Below are 16,112 nucleotides of genomic sequence, written 5' to 3'. Positions count from 1 at the left end.
ATTGATATGACTAAAATTGGTAGAAATGATTTCTGTGTATGTGGAAGTGGTTTAAAATATAAAAAATGTTGTTTAAATAAAACATATGATAACTTTAGAAATTTTAAAAATGAAAATTTGTTTAATAATAAATTAGATAAAAATGATTTAACTTTTTTTAGTCAATTCAATAAAAAAGAACTTTTATCTGTAATTGCATTACTAAAATCTTTACCACAAAATCATGGTAAAAACATACGATTAGAAGAAATTCAGAAAAAAGTATTACTAACAGAAAACCACCAAGATAAGACTATTGATTTTGAAAAATTAAATAAGTATTTATCTAAAAGTTATGCATTTAATTATCAGGAAGATCCCCCAGAAAATTTATTTACAGAAAATATAATGACCCCTTTAGGGAATATGATTGTTTTTCCTGGTGTTACCGAAGGACAAGTATATATTTTACAATCATTAATTAATGTACTTTCAAATAAAAATTCTTTACCAAATGCTTTTATTGAAGAAGCGTTAGGTTCAACATTCTTTTTACTTATAGTTTCGGATTTAATTTGCTCATCTTTAAATTATGAAAGAAATCTTTCATATATAGATACCGATTCAAATAATATTTTTTTTCCTAATGATGATTTCCTGGATAAGAATATGGGGAAACTAATTTTTAGCAAAGAAAGGTTTGAGGAATTAAGTGATAAAATTCATTTAGATTTTAGTTTAATAGAAAACTTTTTAATTGATGTAACAAAAGATGATTTAAAAACAAATGATCCTAATGAAAACCCTTTAATTTTTAAGCCAATTCTCAAGATTGATAATGATTATATAGTTATTTCACCAACAAATCTTGTTTTTGCAATAGTTTTTAATATTTATAAATTAGGAGTAAAACATAATTGTTTGGATGCTTTAATAAAACAATTTTCCAAAGAATGTTGGGAACAATGCAATTTTATATTAGATGATTTTGGTTATAAAAAAATTGATTTTAATCTAATCCAAAATAATTTACCGTTTCATGAAGGTATCTATATTTTTGATACTGATAAAATAGCGTATGTAACATATCAATTTGATGATGCTAAAGACTATAATTCTGTTTATCCTTTAACACCTTATTTTGGAAATGATATTCAAAATAAAATATTGAAACACAAAAAGCAAACATATAATAATTTGATTAGTAATAATGATTTCGAAAGATATGAGATATTTAATTTGAATATAACTTTAGGAATAGGCAGACCAACAATGATTATGTTTGAAGATTTAGATGAAAAATGTATTCATTTAGGATTGAGAATGGATGAGTTGTTAATACTTCATAAAAGCAACAAATTAAACAATCTTACTTTATATAATTTTGCAAAAGCAAAAACGAAAATCAATTTAATAACTCCATTTTTTTTAGACAACATATCAATGTTTATTAAAAATGAAGAGAGTTTCTATATAGATGATAATTATAGACCAGATGGTCTTTTTGTTACAATTGGGAGTGCGCTTGATTTTAAAACTGAAGCAATTATTAAGAATGATGCTCATTTAGGAATATATCCAAATGAAGATGATTTTATTTTTCTTCCTGCTGAAAGAGAATTTTTACCTGCTAATCTGCCTATTTATAGGACTAAAAATATTGATAAATTTTCAAATAAAATATTATCAAGAGCATTCGAAAGAGAAATTTGGTTTGAATCTTCGAACGATAATAATGAAATTAACAAGAATCACTTTATTATTGAAATATGTATTGGAATAGCATATTGGCTTAATGAAATATCATTAAGATTAAATCCATATTTGAAACTCAATAAAATAAAGCCTTTAGTGTTTAAAATTGATTTTGAATATATTGAAAACATTCTTGAAGAATTTGATAGATTAGATAATTCGATAGACCCATTTGAACAAATCAATTATTCAGTAAATAAAAATGAAATTAATATTGAATTGGATTCATATTTTTATAAAGTAATTTTTAGAAATGATAACTTTGGCGAACAACTATTGATTAAACGGATTTTATATATTTTATCTCAAATATATGATTCAAACAATAACCGTATTTTAAATTTAGATTTGAAAGAAATTGATATTTTTATTAATGATAATATTCCTGTAAATCAAAAGAAAAAAATATTACTTCAAATTTCAGATATGGATGTTCGAAAAAATCCTAAAAATCTAATAAATTATAACAGAAAACTTTCATTATATCATATAAATAATCAATTAGATAATCTTTCAAAATCATTAGGATATTCAGAAACAAAAGAGGATATTATCTTAAAAGGAATTGAGAAAGAAGAATTACTTAAAAAAATAATTAATCATTTTCAGAACTTAATAAAAAATAACATATCAAAATTCGATTTTGAAGATGTTATTACAAAACTGCTTGGTTTTTACGAATTAATTATTTTTAAAAGAGAGCACAGTAAATTTCAATTGATTCCAAAGATTGAATGCTTTAAGGATTATTGTGATATTCAAAAATTAATTTCTGATGATTTTAAAAAAAACACACAGATCTCTTTAAGTGTTAGATGTTTAATAGAATATGTTATAAATAATCCTCCAAATGGAGATGAATATTTTAACAGTGATAAATTTGATGAAACAATAGCTTTAATGAATAACATAATTAATTGGGGTTTCTTATATGATCAACATATTTTTAATATATCTGAAATAGAAATTTCAATTTTAAAGTCAGGAAGAATCGGTAACAGTAAAGAATTTAGAGATAAGAATATTGAGCCATTTTATAATGAAAAATTCAGAGAAGATGTTTTTGATTATTCTAATGTATTTATGAAATACCATTTTGAATTACCCAAAACAGACAAAAATATTAATGATAATATTGAAAAAGATGAATTTATGCTCGCTTTTGAAGACGAATTTGAAATTGATTATTATAGTTTTACAGATATTGTTTTTGAAAGTATAATATTAGCATTTGAAGAAAAGAAATCAGTTGTTTCAAAAAGAAAAAAAGATTTTATTTCTACTTTAAGTAAAAAGCTAAAGATTGAGTTCATTGAAGTAGAAAAAATCATTAATACTTTTTCAATCGTTGTAAATGTGAATAATCAAATTAATTACTTTGATGATGAAAATAAAGAGAATTATCCGTGGAGATTTAATAGGAAATTATCATTATTACAAAAACCTTTTATAATTAGAACAAACGAAAATGAAGAAATAATTTATTTTGGATCAAGAGCATTGTATGATTCTTTTATGAATTTATATGATTTAATATTTTCGGGTAGATATAATTCCAAAAAATCAAAAATGAAATCATTCTTATCGAAAATAAATAAGGAAAAAGGAGATGTATTTAATAACGAATTATATGATTTATTAAAATCTACTTTGAATTGTATTATTATTGAAAAGGAAGTGACAATTGGTCCAAAGAAAAAAGATATTTTAAAAAGTATTATTGATTTAGGAGATTTTGATATTTTGATAGTAAATTTAGAAATTAAAACAATACTTTGCATTGAAAGTAAGAATACTAATTTTGCAAGAACACCCTATGAAATAAATAGAGAGATAAATAATTTCATTACAAAAAACAATAGAGGTTGGATTAATAAAGTTGAAGAAAGAGAGAAATGGTTTAAAGAAAATAAAAACTCTATTCGAGTATTTAATGATAGTATTGACTATTCTTCTTTCAAAATTGAATATGTATTCATAACTAAAGAAGCAATACCATTAAGTTATATAAAAGAAATGAATTATAGGTTTTTAACAATTTATGATGTTAAAAATAATCCTTATAAAAGTTTATTTAAAAGACCAATCAAGACCTCCACAGCCAAAAATTAATAATCTTCGAAGTTATTTCTAAAATAACGTTATTTAATTTGAAAAATTGAAAAATTGAAAATAATCGTTTTCTTTTGCGTTAACCTCGTTCCGAGTGACAAACTTGATAGAGCAACTTTGCGAGCTTAGCGTAAAACCTAGCGTTCTTTGCGGTTAAAAACTTTGAGAAACTTCGTACCTTACTTTGTGAAACGTTGTGATACAAAAACTTTCCTTATTTTGTACTCGTATTAAAATATATCTTATGAAATCAAAACTCCGTACCATAACCATAGAAAACATTACCTACAAATATGTAGTTGGGGGATTTGATTTGAAAATTTTTAACCCAGCTAAGAATTCTAATAACGAATTTGTGAAGGTAAATTTCGATATCCGCGATGATTTATACCTAGGAAGTTTGATTTTTTCAGGTCATTTTAGAACCTATAAAAACGATGAAGAAATTATCCTTAATATTAACACACCTAGTTTTGTTAAGGAAATAATTGTTTAACTTGGTATTGAAAAGTATGATTTTACAGTCCAAAAGCAATATCAAATTAATAATGGACTACAAATTCTAGAAAAATTGGATTACGAAGTAACAGGATTAGAAAATAAAATGAGAAAGAAAGGAAACTTAGAAGAAGATTTACTACCTGAAACTGTTAATGAAGTTTTATTAGCTTTAAAGCAAAATCAAATGCCATTAGCAACCGCACTAATTTATGATAATTTAGATTGTGATTTGCAGGATGCAAAGCGCATTGCAGAGAATATGCAAAAGAGGGTTTTGAAGAGTTATAAAATTTAAAAATAGAAACTTTCAAAAAAAGATTAGACCCCTCATTTCTCTATGTAACAAACAGAATATAAACAACTTTTCGCCTTTCGCTCCTAGAAAATTTATGCCTTAGCCAGTGAAACTCCGTGCCAAAAAAAAACCACGCAAAATAACTGCGTACTTCATTTTCAAATTTGTACCTTGAAAACATATAAGTATGACCATCCAAGACCTTAAATCTAATAACCTAATCCTCTTTGAAGTAATCTAGGGTAGCAAGTCCTTTGGGCTGGACACCCCAACATCCGATACGGATATAAAAGGCGTGTATTATTTACCCAAAGAGCAGTTTTATGGGTTGGAGTATATTCCGCAAATTAGTAACGAAACCAACGATATAGTCTACTACGAATTAGGGCGTTTTGTGGAGCTATTGCTTAAAAACAATCCCAACATTCTAGAAATCCTAGCCACGCCAGCAGATTGTATTTTATACAAGCATCCTATTATGGAACAGTTGCGATTAGAAGATTTCTTATCCAAATTGTGTAAAGATACTTTTGCGGGCTATGCCATGACGCAAATCAAAAAAGCAAGGGGACTCAATAAGAAAATTGTGAATCCGATGGAGAAAGAACGAAAATCACTTTTGGATTTTTGTTATGTGTTGCAAGGCTATAAAACGATTACGCTACCACAATGGTTGCATCAAAATGCTTACACGCAAGAACAATGTGGTTTGATTAACCTGCCACATTCTCGGGGAATGTACGCCCTTTTTTATGATACCAAACTTTCACTAGGCTATAAAGGAATTATCAAAAATGAAAAGTCCAACGAAGTGTCTTTGTCTTCTATTCCCAAAGGGGAAAAAGAAGTAGGTTATTTATATTGCAATCAGGATGCCTATTCTCAGTATTGCAAAGATTATAAAGACTATTGGGATTGGATTGCAAAACGAAACGAGGAGCGTTATAAATTGAATCAGTTGCACGGTAAAAATTACGACAGTAAAAATATGATGCACACGGTTCGATTATTACAGTCGGCATTGCAAATTGCGCAAACAGGCACATTAAATATCCGTGTGACCAACCGTGACGAACTCTTGAAAATCAAAACAGGCGATTTGGATTATGCGGTTTTGATGGATAAAGCCGAGCATCTTTTGGAAATTATTGAAAAAACTTACAACCAAACCACACTTATGGAAACACCTCATTATCTTACTGTTGAAAAGATACTTATAGCCATGAGAAAAGAATTGTATGCCTAATTTTTGGTTTTCTTTAAAAAATGGTGCTAATTCTTGGTGTATTTTATAAACCAACAATTAGCACCATGAGCGAAACCAGACATACCTTCGGAAGAAAACCCCTTACACGTAAATCAAAAAACTTAAAACCAAGAGTAGACCTAACCGCTATGGTTAGCATTTCTTTCTTATTGATAGTCTTCTTTATGTTGACCTCTTTTTTATCACGCCCAAATGAAATGGATTTAGGAATGTCTGGAGAAAGAGGATGTTATGATGGTTGCTATGTAGTTGCCCATGATAGAGAATGTACAATATTATTAAACCCAGATTACGCATTAGAAAAATAAATTTTATAATTTATTGAAATAAAAGGATTTATTTATTTGGTAATTCTAGTTCGTAATTTTATATAGTACTAACAATCAATAAAATATGTTTTTTGAAAATCTCTAACGCGTAATCTGGGTTTAATCAAATTGTTTACTACTGAAAACCGTTTGTACAATGTGTTGAGCAAAGAAGGTGAATTTCACCCCAAACGCATAGGTAAACTTACGGGTTGGATGAGCCAAGACATCATGATCGATTTTAAAAAAGAACATGAAACTGTTTTGGAATCTTTAGACAAAGAAAGTCAAAAAGCAATCAACAAGCGGTTAAACACTTTGATAATCAGTATGATTAAAGAAGAATTTATGACTTTTAAAGTTTAATTTACTAACTACGTAAATTAATTGCGTAGTTAGTTTTGAATCTTTGTACAACGAAAACAAGTTCATTAATTTATAAAAATATCAAACAAGTCCAGTTGGGTGTTTCGGTATAGCACTAATGTGGTGAGGGTTACGCGTGAGGCGTGTTACAACTTACTATGCAACTTGATTTGATGGTTTTAGTATTTGCCTTAAAATACTGATTTTGTAGGTTCGAGTCCTACTTCTTCATTGAGTTGAAGAATGGCGAAATTGGTAAACGCACAGAATTAGGGATTCTGTAATCAAACGCATCGGTTCGAGTCCGATACGCAATACGTTGCGTTAGCTCAGTTGGTTAGAGCGCTACACTTTCACTGTAGTTTTTTTGAAAGAGTGGAATCTCTCTTTAAAAAGATTCACCAGTACAAAAGAATGTTCAGAACGGAACAAGCTTGCGACTTATTTAGTTGATACGTCAGTGTAATGAATCAGCAAGCACTTTTGAGAAAGCCTGATTTAGGTTCGCTTTTACTAGAAGATTGCTTTGCTTTTGGATTTGATAGCTTCAATTTTAAATAAATATGAACGCTAAACAGAATTTGAACCCTTTTCAATCTGTAAAGTAAATCAACTCATTTCCGCTTTGGATAAAGCGATTTCGTTCGAACATTTTTTAAAAAGATACACTAAAAATTGAAAAATATGATACAAAGAATTACCATAGAAACCTTTCAAGTTGGTTTGGTTTTTAAGAATAAGAAATTGACAAAAGTCTTGACAGAAGGTAAGCACTTCTTGATTGGAACACAATTAGAAGTACGTTATTTTGATATGCGTACACCCTTTGAAACTGATTTGGAATTGGATGTTTTGTTGAAAAATGAAACCTTAGCTCAAATGTTGGAAGTAGTTGAGGTTGCTGATTACCATGTGGTATTGCAATTTGTAAATAAGAATTTCAAAACGGTATTAAAAAAAGGGAAATATGCCTTTTGGAAAGGCGTTTACCAGTACCAATTTATAACCTACAATATGACGCTTGAATTTGTAGCTCCAACACATTTGGACATTTTATTGAAAAATGAAGAGTTGGCCACTTTATTGGATGTGATTACGGTTAAAGACAACGAAATTGTTTTGCAATATGTAAATGATAATTTCAAAGAAGTCCTAACTGCTGGGAAATATGCTTTTTGGAAAGGATTTACACAATATGATTTTAAAACGATTGATTTGAATCAAACTGAAATCATTGAAAATAGAGACAAAAAACTATTGGAACATCCAAAAATGAAAGCTTTTATCCAAAAATTTGATGTTTTGAATTATGAAAAAGGGTTGTTGTTTGTTAATGGTAAATTGACTCAAGTTTTGGAAGCAGGCACCTATAATTTTTGGAATAACGGGACTACTTTGGAAGTAAAAACCGCAGATTTGCGTCAACAACAAATGGAAATTTCAGGCCAAGAACTGTTGACGAAAGATAAAGCCAATTTGAGAATCAACTTTTTTGCAAAATATCAAGTTACTGATATTCAAAAAGCGTTGACCGAAAATAAAGACTATGAAAAACAGTTGTACATCTTGTTGCAATTGGCATTGCGTGCTTATGTGGGCGGTTATACCTTGGATGAATTATTGACTAAAAAAGATGAAATCGGTCAAGCCATATTAGCAGAAACACAAACCAAGGTTACGGCATTGGGCGTAGCAGTTTTTGATGCAGGTATTCGTGACGTGATTTTGCCAGGCGATATGAAAGAAATCATGAACCAAGTTTTGGTTGCCGAAAAAAAAGCACAAGCCAACACCATTATGAGACGTGAGGAAACTGCTTCTATGAGAAGCATGTTGAATACCGCTAAATTGATGGAAGAAAACGAAATGCTTTGGAAATTGAAAGAGATGGAATACGTAGAAAAAATTGCCGATAAAATTGGAGAAATCACCATTTCAGGAAGCGGAAACATCATCGGACAATTGAAAGAAATTTTTGTAAAATGATGAAACATTACTATCACGCTAAATTTTTACCTTTAGCGTGATAGTTCTATAAGATTAAGCAGAAATAGTAGCTACCTCTTTATTAATTTTGTTTACTAAACCAACAAGCACTTTACCAGGGCCAACTTCGGTAAAACTAGTTGCACCATCTGTAATCATTTGGTTGACAGATTGAGTCCATTTTACAGCCCCCGTTAATTGCGCAATTAAATTATTTTTAATTTCAGCAGGATCGCTTACGGCATTAGCCGTTACATTTTGATATACGGGACATGAAGGTATGTTAAAAGAAGTACTTTCAATAGCAGCGGCTAATTTTTCTCTTGCAGGTTCCATCATAGGAGAGTGAAAAGCACCCCCAACAGGTAAAATTAAGGCTCTTTTAGCACCTGCTTCTTTCATTTTTTCACAAGCTATTTCTACAGCTTTTAACTCGCCTGAAATAACCAACTGTCCTGGACAGTTGTAATTAGCTGCTACTACTACGCCATCTATAGAAGCACAAATGGCTTCTACTACTGCATCGTCTAGGTTTAAAACTGCAGCCATTGTAGAAGGAACCATTTCACAAGCCTCTTGCATAGCCAAAGCACGTTGTGAAACTAACTTTAAACCATCCTCAAATGATAAAGCACCATTTGCAACTAAAGCCGAAAATTCACCTAAAGAATGTCCTGCTACCATGTCTGGTTTTATCTCTAAAACCTTAGCAGAAATAACGGAATGTAAAAAAACGGCAGGTTGTGTTACTTTTGTTTCTTTTAATTCTTCGGCAGTGCCTTCAAACATGATGTCTGTAATACGAAAACCTAGAATAGTATTTGCTTGTTCAAATAATGTTTTAGCTAATTCTGATGATTCGTATAAATCCTTACCCATTCCGGTAAATTGTGCTCCTTGACCTGGAAAAATATATGCTTTCATTAAAAATATTTTTTATAGTTAAAAGTAGAATTGTTGAACAGAATTTTGGACAAAAATACATAAAATTATTTGGGAAACGACTTTTGTAACTTTTATCAATGAATAGCGTCTAACCACTCATCAAACATTTATATTATGAATTATATATTTAAAGGATGTATCCTAGTTGTATTAGGTTTTTTTCTGACTTATTTGAATTTACCTGTACTCAATTATGGCTTTGTAGAACTACCGCTTTTACTTTTAGTTTTAGTTTTTGCATGGGGTATTCTTTCCATCAAATTCCAAATTTCTCGTGATGGAAAACAAGTAAAAATAGTAAGTCTACCTTCAAAAGTGGGATTATATGCCATAGGGATATTATTAGTATATATACTAGTGCTGCCTATTTTTAGTTCTCGTTTGATACAAACTAAAAAATATCAAGAATTGATAGGTAAAGTAGCTAATGGAGATCAAATTTCTAAGCATATAGCACCTATTTCGTTAAATGAAGTTCGGGTAGTAGATGAAGATCTAGCCTATCTATTAGGTGAAAAAATATTAGGCTCCCAACCTGCTTTAGGTAGTCAAGTGCATTTAGGTGAGTTTTACATTCAAAAAGTTAATAATAAATTGTATTGGGTAGCCCCTTTGCTACATTCTGGTTTTTTTAAATGGTTAAATAATAGAGAAGGGACAGCGGGTTATGTAATGGTTTCTGCAACAAATGAACGCGATGTAAAATTGGTGCAAACTAATAAAGGAAACACCATAAAGATAAAATATCAACCAAGTGCTTATTTAGGGGATGAAATTCGTAGACATATTTATTTTAATGGATACAACACTATTGGATTAACAGATTTTACATTTGAAGTAGATGATACAGGAAGACCATTTTGGGTAGTTACTAAATACGATAAGAAAATAGGGTTTAAAGGAAATGATGCTACAGGTGTATTAGTAGTAGATGCACAAACAGGAACTATAAAAGAATATACTATAGCAACAACACCCCAATGGGTAGATCGTATTCAACCTATTAATTTTATTGAAGATCAATTAAATGATTGGGGAGATTTAGTGCATGGGTATTGGAATTTTTCTAATGCAGATAAACTAAAAATAACAGAAGATATGAGTTTAGTGTATGGAAAAGATAATAAATCCTATTGGTATACAGGTTTAACCTCAGTAGGAAAGGACGAATCATCTGTAGGATTTGTATTAGTCGATACGCGTACTAAACAAGCTACGTTTTATAAGCAAAGTGGAGCAACTGAATTTGCTGCACAAAATTCAGCTCAAGGAAAAGTACAAGAAAAAGGATATAATGCTTCATTGCCTATTCCATATAATATTAACAATATACCAACTTATGTTATGACGTTAAAAGATAGAGGTGGCTTGGTAAAAATGTTTGCTATGGTTTCTATACATGATTATACAATTGTTGGGGTAGGAAATACTATGCGGGAAACTCTAATGGCTTATAAAAATGCGTATAATATGTCTGGTGATAGTATAAAACTAGAAGCAGGTACAAATAAAAAAAGAATAAAAGCAGAAATAACGCGTATACAAAATGATGTGAAAAATGGGAATAGTTTTTACTATTTTACGATACAAGGTGAAAGCAAAATATTTATAGGTTCTTCACAACTATCTAACCAATTACCTATTACACGGGTAGGTGATCAAGTAGAAATTACTTATGATGCAGATACAGAAGATATAATAGATGTGTCTAGTTTTAAAAATTTTTCGTTAGGCAAATAGATAAAAAGCAAAAAAAAAGATTTTTTTACACCTGTTTCATTACTTGGCTCGAGTTGACAAAGGGATAACTCGAGCGGAGTGAAGGGATAAAACCTTTAAACCCAGATTACGCATTAGAAAAAATAAATTTTATAACTTATTGAAATAAAATGATTTATTTATTTGGTAATTCTAGTTCGTAATTTATATAGTACTAACAATCAATAAAATATGTTTTTGAAAATTTCTAAGACGTAATCAGGGTTAAAGTATAATGTTACTCACTGTATGTGATCCTTACTAGAACCATGATCAATGTCATTAAGTTAATCGTCTGGTTTTTCATTTCGATGTAAGAAGAAATTACATAATCTTTTTAAAATCATCGATATAACAAAGTGAATTTTGAACTAAAATTCCTTAACTTAATGACATTGGGCGTGGGATGACAAGAGCGCCGAATAATTTATTCCTAAACGATCAACGTTTTGTTTGTCACTCCCACGAAAGGAGGGGGCGCATAATCTAATTTCTTTTTTTTTAAAATGATTAGATTAAGACCTTTTGGATTTTTTATGTATTAATGAAAATGATCTTCTTCAATTTCAAATTCGGCATCTTTTTCCCAAATTTCCATTTCACAAGGTTTGCAGTTAAATTTTAACTTATACTCTAATTCACCTTGCTTTAATACTAAAGGTTCTTTTAGTTTTTGATCCATATTTTCGCGATGGTATTTTGGACAGCGTTCCAATTCGTACTTAATACAATATTTAGTAGTCATTACACGTGATTTTCCTGGATCCCATTGTAATTCAAATGCTTTTTCTATTTCGGTAACCCCATGACGTTCGTAAAATTTACGAGCGGTTTTATTGGCTACGTTGTAAGTAAAATCCAGTTTAGTTTCAGGATAAGGATGCGAGGTTTTTTCTAATTGAAACTCTTTTCTATTGTAGTTTTGTAAACGAATTTCGGATAATTGTTCATATACATTTCTACGCATTTCATTAATTTTAGAAATAGGGAGAAACCAGTTGTCTGAAAAAGAAATGGTTATTTCATCAGCGGTATAAGGAGTAAATCCTGTTTTAGCTAAATTTACTTTAAAGTTTTCGGCTATAGATTCGCCATTTTTAGTTTTTTCCTTAGGATGTATTAATTGTACTGTACTTGTATTACCATCTTCATCCGTAGCAATTAATTCAAAACCATGTTCGTTTTCTTTCAATAATAATGAGGTGCTTATTTTTCTTATCGCACTGTCTTCTCTTTCCACTAATTTAATAAAAGCAGCGTCATTATTACGATAAATTTCAGTACCAGGCATTATTTCCTTTAATACGTTAGGGTATACAAAACCATTTTCGGCTTTGTTTACATAAATACCTTCAGCTATTTTATCTTCATTAATATAGCAGAGTCCATCCCCATTGTTTAGTAATTCTCCATTTTCAATGACATAAGAATTACCAACAGTTTTGATTAATTTGCCGATATACTGCCCTTTTGATTTAGGGCTGTCCCAAGAACCAATAGATTGGTGTCTTTCGTTTACAAAATAATCTGTATAACCGCGGTTGAAGGTGCGGGTCAGTTCGGAATCAAAAGTATAAGTGCAACTTCCAGAAGAAGCTTTTGTGTATTTGTCGTTATTTTGAGCTAAAAATGTGTCTAATTTTTTTCGTAAAAAAGATACATTATTTTTAACATATACAACATCTTTTAATCGACCCTCAATTTTAAAAGAGCAAATTCCAGCTTCTATTAAATGGGGTATTTGGTCCGTTACATCAAAATCTTTTATGGATAATAAATGGCTATTACGGATTAATGTTTCGCCATGTCCATCAATTAGGTTATAAGGTAGTCGGCAGTTTTGCGCGCAAGATCCTCTATTGGCTGAACGTTCGCCATTTGCTACACTCATGTAACAATTTCCACTAAACGAAACACATAAAGCACCCGTTACAAAAAATTCTAATTCAACATCAGTTGCTTGGCTTATTTCTTTAATCTGGTGTAAATTTAATTCGCGAGCTAATACTACTCGTTGAATACCTGCGTCTGCTAAGAATTTAATTTTTTTAGGATCGCGATTATTAGCTTGTGTACTCGCATGTAGAGGGATAGGAGGTAAGTCTAGTTCTAATACTCCCATGTCTTGAACAATAAGAGCGTCGACCCCTATTTCGTATAATTTCCAAATTAATTGGCGACAGGTTTCTAATTCACCGTCATAAATAATAGTATTGATTACTACAAAAACTTGAACATTATAAAGGTGTGCATACTGAACCAGGGCAGCTACATCTTCAATAGAATTGTGTGCGCTAGAACGAGCTCCAAACTGTGGCGCGCCTACATATACTGCATCAGCACCAGCATTTATGGCAGCAATACCTGTAGTTAAATCTTTTGCAGGAGCTAAAATTTCAATCTTCTTTTTCATCACTAAAAAACATATCTTTTTTGGGAATTATCCAAAAGGTTTGCAAAGTTCTGAAAAAAAAGTAATATTTAAATATAGATTGTACTTTTAGTTTTTAAAAAAATGATTTATTGATTTGTAGGAACTAAATTAAATTTTTGTACTAAAAAAATACCTTCTTTTAATGTTCCTGAAACTTTAGCTTTTCTTATAGTATTACAAAATCCGTCGTTTGCATGTGCATCTCCATGGTCATCTATAGTGGTGCCAATAACATTGTATACCTTATTTTGATAACGTATAGATAAGGTACAATTTTTATCTTTCGTTCCAAATTGACATAGTCCACATGAAGTTTCTACTTCTACATCTTTTATATCCCGTTTCTTTTCTTGAGCAGATAAGTTAAATGTGAGGAGTGTTATAAGTAGTAATTGTATTTTTTTCATTCAAATTGTTATTAAAGTAGTTCGTTTCACAACGCTTTGGTCCACATTTGAGCCTCTTAGGGCCACAAGAAGAAGCTGTAATTACAAGTAATATAAAGAAGATAAAGTGTTTCATGAAAAGAAGGTTACCGTTTAAATCAAATATAGAAAATATTTATATAAAAAAGTCACCTTTTTAGGTGACTTTAAAAAGTTTTTAGAATCTGATTAGCTTTTGAATAAACATAAACCTAAAATATAAAATTCTTACCTGTGATCGTTTAAAAATAGTTTAAAAGTAAGGTAATTGGCTAAAAAGTTACTTTCTAAAAACCCTTTTTTCTTATATAATTTTATAGCAGAAAGGTTATCTTTAGTTGTGTATAATGATAATTCATTAGCTTTAGTAGATGAGGCAAACTGTATAGCACGATCTAATAATGATTCGCCTATTTTTATTCTTCTCATGTTTTCATCAACATACAAATAAGCAATATGCCAATCGTATGCCAATTTTGAAATAATACTTCTTTTGTTTAGTAATAGTATAAACCCATAAACTTGCCTATTTACTTCGTAAGTATAAATTTTACACTGATTTCGTTCTAATTTATATTGGAGTAAAGGCAAAGAACCATTACTTCCTCCTAGAAATTCGTCTAAAACAAGCCCTGATCTTAAAATAATACTTTCGACCTTGTCAAATTCTTGAATTCCTATTTCATGAACTTTTCCAAGCATAATGGTTCTCGTTTAAAGCTTTTAATTACTTAAAAAAGGAGTTTAGAATAGCTGCTTTTTTATCTTTTATTTCTTTTGTTACTAGATTAATCAATATATAAGAAAGTAATACTCCTGTTATGCCTAAAAAAATATTTAAAATAAAATTAATGTTATATCCTAGTCGGTGAATTATGAATAGACTTAATTTGGCACTTAAAAATTGTGCTATTCCGTAACACATTTGAAAATAAGAAAGGAACTTAGCTTCCATTTTTTTATAAGAACGTTCAAGTACAAAATCAGCAGCAAAAGGAAAAGTAAGCATAACACCAAAGCTTATGAAGGATAATGCAAGAAATACTCCTATTGTTTGTTGTAAAGCAACTAAAATAAAATACCCTAAACACATCGAAAGTAAACCGTATAAAATGGCATTTAAGGTTTTTATTTCTTTCTTTTTAATGTATGATACAACGGCAACTTCTAAGAAAAATAAAACTAATCCATAAAAAACCAATGTGTAAGTGTTGAATGTTGTAGATAATTTTAAGACATCACTATAATACAATGGTAATACAGAAAATATTTGAAAAAATATGATACCTGTAATAATGGTGATCAAACAGTGTATTAATAGTAATTTGTCTTTTAGAAAAACAAATTTTTCTTCATTCAAATTAGAGAAAGTCAATTGGTGTAGCAATTTCTTTTCTTTTACAAAAGTTATAAAGAACACCACTGCTACGATAGATGATATACCATCAATATAAAAAAGTAAATAGTAGCCAACAGTAGCAATTGATATACCTGCAATGATAGGAGATATTATAAAGCCAAAATTAGAGGCGGTTCTCATTAAAGAAAAGGCTTTAATTCTATCTTCTTTTTTAACAAAGTCTTTTAGAGTAGCCATCATCGAAGGTCTAAACATATCAGCTACAACATTTAATATAAAAACGGTGAAGCATAAAGGATAGAAGCCTTTTACAAATTGTAAGCTAAATAAAATTACGCCATTAAAAAACATGCTGTAAGTCATTAGCTTATAACTACTAATGTTTTTAGAGATTTTCCCTACTAGAAAAGTACCAACTATAGAACCAGCACCAAAGCACATCATGATGGTTCCTATTTCTGCGTAGCCAAATTTTAGATCATCATATAGATATTTAGACATGAAAGGAACAACCATAGCCCCCATTCTGTTAATTAATATCATGAAGAAAAAAAACCAAACTTCTCTTGGTAAAGTTTTGAAGTCTTTTAAAATTGAATTCATATACAAGTTAAGTTTTAA

The 16,112-nt window shown here is 29.8% G+C and carries 12 protein-coding genes and 1 pseudogene; 8 read left to right on the top strand and 5 right to left on the bottom strand.

Going from position 1 to position 16,112, the window contains the following annotated elements; genetic code table 11:
* Positions 1–6 precede the first annotated feature (6 nt).
* From NAB20_RS01405 to NAB20_RS01375, 7 genes and pseudogenes are all read left to right on the top strand, one after another.
* On the top strand, positions 7–3,846 hold the full coding sequence (locus NAB20_RS01405) for a YecA family protein (RefSeq protein WP_375605386.1): 3,840 nt from the start codon (positions 7–9) through the stop codon (positions 3,844–3,846).
* A 244-nt stretch (positions 3,847–4,090) separates the two neighbouring features.
* Positions 4,091–4,342 (top strand): hypothetical protein, encoded by a 252-nt coding sequence (locus NAB20_RS01400; protein WP_375605385.1) that lies wholly within the window; start codon positions 4,091–4,093, stop codon positions 4,340–4,342.
* Positions 4,343–4,417: 75 nt separating this feature from the next.
* On the top strand, positions 4,418–4,642 hold the full coding sequence (locus NAB20_RS01395) for a hypothetical protein (RefSeq protein WP_375605384.1): 225 nt from the start codon (positions 4,418–4,420) through the stop codon (positions 4,640–4,642).
* A 187-nt stretch (positions 4,643–4,829) separates the two neighbouring features.
* Positions 4,830–5,888: pseudogene (locus NAB20_RS01390) on the top strand (DNA polymerase beta superfamily protein).
* Positions 5,889–5,908: 20 nt separating this feature from the next.
* Positions 5,909–6,217: a biopolymer transporter ExbD gene (locus NAB20_RS01385; RefSeq protein WP_308726914.1), complete on the top strand. Its 309-nt coding sequence runs from the start codon at positions 5,909–5,911 to the stop codon at positions 6,215–6,217.
* Positions 6,218–6,346: 129 nt separating this feature from the next.
* Positions 6,347–6,583 carry a hypothetical protein gene (locus tag NAB20_RS01380; protein WP_375605383.1) on the top strand — a complete coding sequence of 79 codons (237 nt, stop codon included), beginning with the start codon at positions 6,347–6,349 and terminating at the stop codon, positions 6,581–6,583.
* 684 nt (positions 6,584–7,267) lie between these two features.
* On the top strand, positions 7,268–8,569 hold the full coding sequence (locus NAB20_RS01375; RefSeq protein WP_375605382.1) for a slipin family protein: 1,302 nt from the start codon (positions 7,268–7,270) through the stop codon (positions 8,567–8,569).
* 54 nt (positions 8,570–8,623) lie between these two features.
* Here the strand turns inward: NAB20_RS01375 and fabD are convergent, their stop codons facing one another.
* Complete coding sequence (gene fabD, locus NAB20_RS01370) at positions 8,624–9,493, bottom strand: ACP S-malonyltransferase (RefSeq protein ID WP_105196351.1); 870 nt, start codon at positions 9,491–9,493, stop codon at positions 8,624–8,626.
* A gap of 135 nt (positions 9,494–9,628) precedes the next feature.
* On the opposite strand from fabD, the gene NAB20_RS01365 reads away from it, so the two are divergent.
* Positions 9,629–11,254 (top strand): hypothetical protein, encoded by a 1,626-nt coding sequence (locus tag NAB20_RS01365; RefSeq protein ID WP_375605381.1) that lies wholly within the window; start codon positions 9,629–9,631, stop codon positions 11,252–11,254.
* Positions 11,255–11,813: 559 nt separating this feature from the next.
* On the opposite strand, the gene NAB20_RS01360 is transcribed toward NAB20_RS01365, so the two are convergent.
* From NAB20_RS01360 to NAB20_RS01345, 4 genes are all read right to left on the bottom strand, one after another.
* A complete protein-coding gene (locus NAB20_RS01360; RefSeq protein WP_088390588.1) occupies positions 11,814–13,685 on the bottom strand; it encodes a U32 family peptidase in 1,872 nt (623 codons plus the stop codon).
* 107 nt (positions 13,686–13,792) lie between these two features.
* A complete protein-coding gene (locus NAB20_RS01355) occupies positions 13,793–14,113 on the bottom strand; it encodes a DUF6370 family protein (RefSeq protein WP_235877399.1) in 321 nt (106 codons plus the stop codon).
* 246 nt (positions 14,114–14,359) lie between these two features.
* Positions 14,360–14,833 carry an N-acetyltransferase gene (locus NAB20_RS01350; RefSeq protein ID WP_088390584.1) on the bottom strand — a complete coding sequence of 158 codons (474 nt, stop codon included), beginning with the start codon at positions 14,831–14,833 and terminating at the stop codon, positions 14,360–14,362.
* 25 nt (positions 14,834–14,858) lie between these two features.
* Positions 14,859–16,094 carry an MFS transporter gene (locus NAB20_RS01345; RefSeq protein WP_375605380.1) on the bottom strand — a complete coding sequence of 412 codons (1,236 nt, stop codon included), beginning with the start codon at positions 16,092–16,094 and terminating at the stop codon, positions 14,859–14,861.
* Positions 16,095–16,112: the final 18 nt, after the last annotated feature.

The organism is Flavobacterium davisii (genome assembly GCF_042182265.1).
GTDB lineage: Bacteria > Bacteroidota > Bacteroidia > Flavobacteriales > Flavobacteriaceae > Flavobacterium > Flavobacterium davisii.
Note: the sequence above shows the minus strand (reverse complement) of the source record. Positions and strands in the feature narration are given on the sequence as shown.

Bases quoted from the DNA above. Each gene is read 5' to 3' on its own strand.
- fabD (WP_105196351.1), bottom strand. From the start codon at position 9,493: ATGAAAGCATATATTTTTCCAGGTCAAGGAGCACAATTTACCGGAATG.
- NAB20_RS01360 (WP_088390588.1), bottom strand. From the start codon at position 13,685: ATGAAAAAGAAGATTGAAATTTTAGCTCCTGCAAAAGATTTAACTACA.
- NAB20_RS01400 (WP_375605385.1), top strand. From the start codon at position 4,091: ATGAAATCAAAACTCCGTACCATAACCATAGAAAACATTACCTACAAA.
- NAB20_RS01350 (WP_088390584.1), bottom strand. From the start codon at position 14,833: ATGCTTGGAAAAGTTCATGAAATAGGAATTCAAGAATTTGACAAGGTC.
- NAB20_RS01385 (WP_308726914.1), top strand. From the start codon at position 5,909: ATGGTGCTAATTCTTGGTGTATTTTATAAACCAACAATTAGCACCATG.
- NAB20_RS01365 (WP_375605381.1), top strand. From the start codon at position 9,629: ATGAATTATATATTTAAAGGATGTATCCTAGTTGTATTAGGTTTTTTT.
- NAB20_RS01375 (WP_375605382.1), top strand. From the start codon at position 7,268: ATGATACAAAGAATTACCATAGAAACCTTTCAAGTTGGTTTGGTTTTT.
- NAB20_RS01405 (WP_375605386.1), top strand. From the start codon at position 7: ATGACTAAAATTGGTAGAAATGATTTCTGTGTATGTGGAAGTGGTTTA.
- NAB20_RS01345 (WP_375605380.1), bottom strand. From the start codon at position 16,094: ATGAATTCAATTTTAAAAGACTTCAAAACTTTACCAAGAGAAGTTTGG.
- NAB20_RS01355 (WP_235877399.1), bottom strand. From the start codon at position 14,113: ATGAAAAAAATACAATTACTACTTATAACACTCCTCACATTTAACTTA.